Origin of the sequence: Xenorhabdus griffiniae (assembly GCF_015163655.1) — a bacterium.
Lineage (GTDB): Bacteria > Pseudomonadota > Gammaproteobacteria > Enterobacterales > Enterobacteriaceae > Xenorhabdus > Xenorhabdus griffiniae.
On the sequence record NZ_JADEUF010000045.1, the window covers coordinates 21,398 to 28,434 of the forward strand.

Consider the following 7,037-nt stretch of genomic DNA (forward strand, 5'->3'; position numbering starts at 1 on the left):
TCTCTTTTCAGGAATAAATTAATGGCTAAGTTTGCTAAGATTAAATTTGATACACAAAGCGTTCATGCAGGTTATATACCTGATCACACGGGGGCAGTCATGCCCGCAATCTATGCCACATCAACTTATGCTCAGCCTGCACCTGGTCAGCATACGGGATATGAATATTCCCGTAGTGGGAACCCGACACGTGATGCCTTAGAGCGTGCGATTGCTGAATTGGAGAATGGTACACGTGGCTATGCATTCGGTTCTGGTCTGGCAGCCAGTTCGACTATTCTGGAGCTACTTGATAAAGACAGCCACATCATTGCGGTAGACGATCTCTATGGCGGGACTTACCGCTTGTTGGAAAAAGTGCGCCGCCGGACAGCAGGTCTGAGAGTGACTTATATTGAGGCAGGGGATACTGCGGCATTGGAAGCGGCAATTCAGCCCGACACTAAAATGATTTGGGTGGAGACGCCTACCAATCCACTCTTGAAATTAGCTGATTTAGCGGCGATTGCACAGATTGCCAAGCGGCATAATATTATCAGTGTGGCAGATAACACTTTTGCTTCCCCTTATATTCAGCGTCCGCTTGATTTGGGTTTTGATATTGTTGTGCATTCTGCAACTAAGTATTTGAATGGACACTCTGATGTTGTCGCTGGCCTTGCAGTGGTGGGAAATAATACAGAGTTGGCCGAGCAAGTTGCCTTCTTGCAAAATTCCATCGGCGGCATTCTTGATCCGTTCAGCAGTTTCCTTGTCCTGCGTGGTATTCGGACACTGGCACTGCGTATGGAGCGCCATATTGACAGCGCAGGGAAGATTGCACATTGGCTTGAACAACAGCCACAAGTTGAGAAAGTGTATTATCCTGGCCTTGCTTCTCATCCTCAGCATGAATTGGCAAAACGTCAGATGCGAGGTTTTGGTGGCATGATCTCCATCGTGCTGAAAGGGGATGAAGATTATGCGCGTCGAGTCATTAAAGCGCTGCACCTGTTTACATTGGCGGAAAGTTTAGGTGGCGTGGAGAGCTTGATTGGTCAGCCATTTTCCATGACTCACGCTTCCATTCCGTTGGAGAAGCGTCTGGCTGCCGGAATTACCCCACAATTGATCCGGATTTCTGTCGGTATTGAAAATGCAGATGATTTGATAACGGATTTGTCTCAGGCATTTGAACATGCGAGTTTATAATAAGAAAATAAAACAAGAATACTAGTTTAATCAAAAAATTAAGATAACCAAAGAATGATGCCAGGCGATATTTTTCGTTTGGCATTTTTATTAATATTATTTTTTGGTTTATTTTACCATTTTACAATGGGAATCTACGCAGTAGATTTCAAGGTGCAATGCAATTAATACAGTAGCAATTTAAGAAATAAAAAGGTATATATACCAATCGTCTTTCAAGATACACCTTATATCTTCCCGCGTAACGGGAGATATAAACAATCACGTTGATTTGTAAGCTGCAACTTGAAGTTGGGTTGGTATAGTTAAAAATAGTAATAATGGTAAAAGTCACAACAAAGGAAATACATTATGGCAATTCTAGATATCCTCACAATTCCAGATGAAAGATTGAGACAAAAATGTGTTGATGTCACTGATTTTGATAAAGTTCAAACGCTAATTGATGACATGCTGGAAACAATGTACAGCGCAGGCATAGGCTTGGCAGCTGCACAGGTTGGTCGGAGAGAAGCGATTGCAGTCATTGATATTTCTTCAAATCGTGATCAGCCCATGGTTTTGGTTAACCCGAAGATCGTTGAAAAAGAGCGTCGCGTGGTGAATCAGGAAGGTTGTCTGTCGATACCTGGGTATTACGCAGATGTTGAACGGTTTGAAAAAATAAAGGTAGAAGCATTTGATCGGTTTGGTAAGCCAATTACGATAGAAAGTGAAGATTTTTTATCAATTGTTATGCAGCATGAAATTGACCATTTATATGGCATTGTTTTTACCGATTATCTGTCCCCATTGGAAAGGGAAATGGCATTGAAGAAAGTGAAAAATAAGTTAAATAATAAGGAAAATGAGATATTGGGTAAATAAAGATATTATAAATTATTTTTTAACATTGCAATTTTATACCAATCGACTTTCAAGATGCGTCTTATATCTCCCTGCAAAGCAGGGATAAATCAGGTTTCATATTATGTTGTAAATTGTAACCTGAAGTTTAATGTGAGGGTTACCAGAAGAAATGGCGAGCCAATAACGGTGCTGTAAAGTTTTTTTTCAAATAAAAACCTCTGGGCAACGTCATAATTGGCTGGCCATGTTCTCCTATCGCTTCGGTCAATGCGCGGCTATTGGCGGCTTTGGGGCGCAATTGCAGTACTTCACCATGACGGGCAGTAATGCTTTCGACTTTTCCTAATACAATAAGATCCATCAGTTCTTCCCAATCGCGTCTCAGCAACTCTTCTTCAACCACATTCGGGCTCCAAAGCAACGGAGAGCCTACACGGCGTTCAGAGAGTGGAATACTTCTTTCCCCCTCAACGGGGATCCACAGGACGCGGGATAATTTACGCCTGACGTGGCAGTTTTCCCAGATAATGCCGCTATTACCTGTTAAAGGGGCAACACAGACAAAGGTTGTTTCTAATGGATAACCTTTGCTATCCACTGGGATAGTTTTCAACTCGACACCAATATGTTCAAAATCCTGCTCAGGTTTACTGCCCGCATTTGCGCCTAAATAGTATTCAAGCAACATACCGACCCAACCTTTATCACGTTTTAAATTGGGGGGAATGGAGAGCCTGGCTTGCGCAGCTAGTTCACCCATAGATAAGCCAGCCAGAGAATAGGCACGATTGAAGAGTTGTTGTTCGTTTTCAGGCGGTGTTGGGGGCGTAAAGTACATGTTATAGAATATATTTTTTTCTGGTTAAAAAATGCTCATGTGAATTTTGGGAAATCATTATGAATTTATCGTTAACAAGATCACTTTGATAATAGCATGATATACAAGATCTTTTCATCGCTGTTTGCTGCATTAAAAATAGACTCATTATGATTGTTCACCTATTCCCAGTGATAATAAACAGGATCTTACACCATGTTATCCACAGATTTATGGGATAAGTGATAAAAAGTGAGATCACTGGTTTGATTTACAGCGCTAATGAATGATGTTTTCTACAAAAATAGGCGATTTTTGTTTAACTAAAAGGCATATCCTGTGGATAAATTCATCGATGGCTAATATTTGCTCAAGGCAAGAAAAGGCAAAAATTTTCATCAGTGATATGTAACGTTAAAAGGGGTATAAAATGTATTAACATAATGAAAAACAATGGATATTTATTTACGCTTATAGCGAGTGTAAAAATATGTAATAAAAGTATACCCGTTTTACCCCGCTCTTTTTCACATACATATCCACAGAAAAAGTGAATAAAATGGTTCTGGCCAGACAATAAATGTTTATAACTTTAGCTTTTCCTGTGAATTAACCCTCTTGGAGGAGTAATCCACGCAGATTTAAAATCAAACCAGACAAAAGTGTTCATTTTTACTCCACTTATGCTCATTTACCTTTGATTTTTTCGAGTCATGGTATTTTTACTAGCCAGTAAGCTATCTTACTGGCCTTTTTTAATGCCTGTATTTCCCTTTGATTAGGTTTTCCTAAACTTCTTCGGTGATATAGCGTGCAATGATATCGCCCATTGCATCGGTGCTGACCGCTTTGTCATTTCCCGCCAGATCTGCGGTACGATAACCTTGTTCCAAAGCATGGTTGATTGCCCGTTCAATAGCATCAGCGGCATTAAAGTGGCCAAAGCTGTAACGCAGCAACAGTGCTGTGGATAATATTTGGGCAATTGGGTTGGCAATATTTTTACCCGCAATGTCAGGAGCTGAACCGCCAGCAGGTTCATATAAGCCAAAACCTTTTTCATTCAGGCTGGCAGAAGGCAACATTCCCATTGAACCCGTGATCATAGCGCACTCATCGGATAAAATATCGCCAAAAATATTAGAGCATAATAGAACGTCAAATTGAGCGGGATTTTTAATCAACTGCATAGTGGCGTTATCGATATACATGTGCTCGATTGTCACGTCAGGATAATCTTTGGCGATTTTGCTAACAACTTCACGCCATAACACGGAGCTTTGCAAAACATTCGCTTTATCAATTGAAGTGACTTTATGGCGGCGCTTGCGCGCAGATTCAAATGCAATACGCGCGATCCGTTCTATTTCGAAACGATGATAAATCTCCGTGTCAAAAGCACGCTCATATTTTCCCTCACCTTCACGTCCCTTGGGTTGTCCAAAATAAATTCCACCTGTCAGCTCACGGACGCATAAAATATCAAAGCCTTTGGCGGCGATATCATGGCGAAGGGGACAGAATGATTCTAAGCCTGCATATAAGCGTGCCGGACGTAAGTTACTGAATAATTTAAAATACTTTCGCAATGGCAATAATGCCCCTCGTTCGGGTTGTTCGGCGGGTGGCAGATGTTCCCATTTTGGGCCACCTACAGAGCCAAATAGGATCGCGTCAGCCTTTTCACAGCCAGTCATCGTTTCTTGAGGTAGAGGGGTGCCATGACGATCAATGGCAATCCCCCCCACATCATATTCGCTGGTTGTGATACGGATATTAAAACGATGACGGATGGCATCTAACACTTTGTAGGCTTGCTTCATAACTTCAGGGCCAATGCCATCACCAGGCAAAACAGCAATGTGGTAATGCTTAGTTTCTTGCTTGCCTTGAGTCGCGTCATTTGAAATAGATTGGCTTGAAGTCATGATTATGCAGTTTCCTTTTTGTTGTTCTGGTGATTGTTTTGAATATTGCTGTCTTGGTTACCGTTTTGGGAGATGCGTTGCTTCTCTTTTTCTACTTGTTCTGCCTGCCAGATATTGTTCAGAACATGGACCATAGCTTTGGCAGAGGATTCAATAATGTCAGTTTCCAAACCCATTCCGTGGAAACGGCGGCCAAAACATTCCACGATAATATCAACCTGACCAAGCGCATCTTTACCATGCCCCTTACCGGATAATTGATAGGAAATTAATTCCAGAGGGTAACCTGTAATGCGGTTGATGGCCTGATAGATAGCATCAACCGTACCATTGCCTGTTGAGGCTTCGGATTTGATTTCATTTCCGCAGGCCAGGCTAACGGTTGCAGTAGGTATGACATTGGAGCCTGACTGGATACTGAAATAATCCAGACGGAAATGTTCATGTTCTTGCTGTTGTTGGTTGATAAACACCAAGGCTTCCAAATCGTAATCAAACACCTGCCCTTTTTTATCTGCCAGTTTCAAGAATGCTTGATACAGTACATCCAGATTGTAATCACTCTCTTGATAGCCCATTTCTGTCATACGATGTTTCACTGCGGCACGTCCAGAACGTGAGGTCAGGTTCAACTGGGTATCTTTCAGGCCGATGGATTCTGGTGTCATGATTTCGTAAGTTTCACGATTTTTCAGCACCCCATCCTGATGAATGCCGGATGAATGGGAAAACGCATTACTGCCAACAACGGCTTTATGAGCGGGGATCGGTGTACTGCTAATTTGGCTCACTAACTGACTGGTACGGTAAATTTCTTGATGGTTGATATTGGTATGTACTCCCAACATTTGCTGGCGCGTTTTGATCGTCATGATCACTTCTTCCAGTGAGCAGTTACCTGCACGCTCTCCCAATCCATTAATCGTGCCTTCGATTTGACGGGCACCTTCCTGGATAGCTGTAATGGAGTTAGCGACGGACATGCCTAAGTCGTCGTGACAGTGGACAGAAATAATCGCTTTATCAATATTGGGTACACGGTTAAATAATGTGCGTATAATACCGCCAAATTGGTAAGGGGTTGTGTAACCCACCGTATCTGGAATGTTAACGGTGGTTGCACCCGCTTTGATGGCTTGCTCGACAATTTTGCACAAATTATCGATATCTGTACGGCCCGCATCTTCGCAGGAAAATTCAACATCATCGGTGTAGTTGCGTGCCCGTTTGATGGAACGAACCGCCATTTCCACAACATCATCAAAGGTTCTTTTTAATTTATGTTCGACGTGCAGATTTGAGGTAGCGAGTACCATATGCAGGCGGAAGGCTTCAGCGACTTTCAGGGCTTCAGCGGCGACATCGATATCTTTGTCAACACAGCGGGATAAGGCACAAATACGGCTATTCTTGATTTCACGGGCGATGGTTTGAACTGATTCAAAATCTCCTGGAGAAGAAACTGGAAAACCAGCTTCAATAACATCAACTCCCAATCTTTCCAATGCGTAAGCGATTTGCAGTTTCTCTTTCACACTCAGACTGGCTTGTAATGCCTGTTCTCCATCACGTAACGTCGTATCGAAAATAATAACTTGCTGGCTCATGTTGTGCTCCTGTTAAATCGATTAACTGGTTAATTTAGTTCTGTAACTGGGTTTATCTTTGAGCGCCGGCAGGTAAAAAAAACCCGCGCATGGCGCGGGTTTTTTGTGTCTGATGTAGGTTAACTTATCCTCTGTGTTCCACCCACCAACATACCACGCGCATGATTAAAGGCGATAATTAGTAGGCTTAGTAGAAGAATAGGGTGAATCATGTGAGCTAACCTTTGTAAATTTGTTAACTGAGTTTTAATTGTCAATGTATTTTATAGATACTTTATCTAAAAAGTAATGTCAAGCAGTATAAGAGTAAATTTAGTGTGAATTGTACACATTTCTGGTTGTTTATTGCATCATTGTTGAGCTCGGTGACTATTTTTTACATTTTTAACGATGTTTTTATCTATTTTTCATATCTATATATGGAGTAAAATCCTGCCCTGATGGATAAAGAACAAGGATAGATAGATGTTAACCACAGTGTCTTAGGTTAAGAAGTCATAACCATATAGAATATTAATAAATTATATTTTGATAGATTGAAATTTCATTATTGGCTCATTGTTTTTGATACAAATCATGAGTGTAAGTTGAGTTAGTTCCATGCATATATAACCCGGTAATATTCATACCTATAAAAATATTACG

5 protein-coding genes are annotated in these 7,037 nt (G+C 41.4%); 2 read left to right on the top strand and 3 right to left on the bottom strand.

The window, feature by feature from the left end; genetic code table 11:
* Positions 1 to 21 precede the first annotated feature (21 nt).
* Complete coding sequence (locus tag IQ211_RS09150) at positions 22 to 1,191, top strand: trans-sulfuration enzyme family protein (RefSeq protein WP_189758542.1); 1,170 nt, start codon at positions 22 to 24, stop codon at positions 1,189 to 1,191.
* 351 nt (positions 1,192 to 1,542) lie between these two features.
* The gene (gene def, locus IQ211_RS09155) at positions 1,543 to 2,058 is read left to right on the top strand and encodes a peptide deformylase (RefSeq protein ID WP_189758541.1); all 516 of its coding nucleotides are present in this window, start codon (positions 1,543 to 1,545) and stop codon (positions 2,056 to 2,058) included.
* A gap of 139 nt (positions 2,059 to 2,197) precedes the next feature.
* Here the strand turns inward: def and mutH are convergent, their stop codons facing one another.
* The 3 genes from mutH to leuA all read right to left on the bottom strand — a co-directional run bounded on the left by mutH (position 2,198) and on the right by leuA (position 6,392).
* Positions 2,198 to 2,878, bottom strand: coding sequence for a DNA mismatch repair endonuclease MutH (mutH, locus tag IQ211_RS09160; RefSeq protein ID WP_189758540.1), 681 nt, complete (start codon positions 2,876 to 2,878; stop codon positions 2,198 to 2,200).
* A gap of 767 nt (positions 2,879 to 3,645) precedes the next feature.
* Positions 3,646 to 4,785: a 3-isopropylmalate dehydrogenase gene (gene leuB / locus IQ211_RS09165; protein WP_189758539.1), complete on the bottom strand. Its 1,140-nt coding sequence runs from the start codon at positions 4,783 to 4,785 to the stop codon at positions 3,646 to 3,648.
* Between the two features lie 2 nt (positions 4,786 to 4,787).
* Complete coding sequence (leuA, locus tag IQ211_RS09170) at positions 4,788 to 6,392, bottom strand: 2-isopropylmalate synthase (protein WP_189758538.1); 1,605 nt, start codon at positions 6,390 to 6,392, stop codon at positions 4,788 to 4,790.
* Positions 6,393 to 7,037: the final 645 nt, after the last annotated feature.

Coding starts and splice junctions, on each gene's coding strand:
- IQ211_RS09150 (WP_189758542.1), top strand. CDS start 22: ATGGCTAAGTTTGCTAAGATTAAATTTGATACACAAAGCGTTCATGCA.
- def (WP_189758541.1), top strand. CDS start 1,543: ATGGCAATTCTAGATATCCTCACAATTCCAGATGAAAGATTGAGACAA.
- mutH (WP_189758540.1), bottom strand. CDS start 2,878: ATGTACTTTACGCCCCCAACACCGCCTGAAAACGAACAACAACTCTTC.
- leuB (WP_189758539.1), bottom strand. CDS start 4,785: ATGACTTCAAGCCAATCTATTTCAAATGACGCGACTCAAGGCAAGCAA.
- leuA (WP_189758538.1), bottom strand. CDS start 6,392: ATGAGCCAGCAAGTTATTATTTTCGATACGACGTTACGTGATGGAGAA.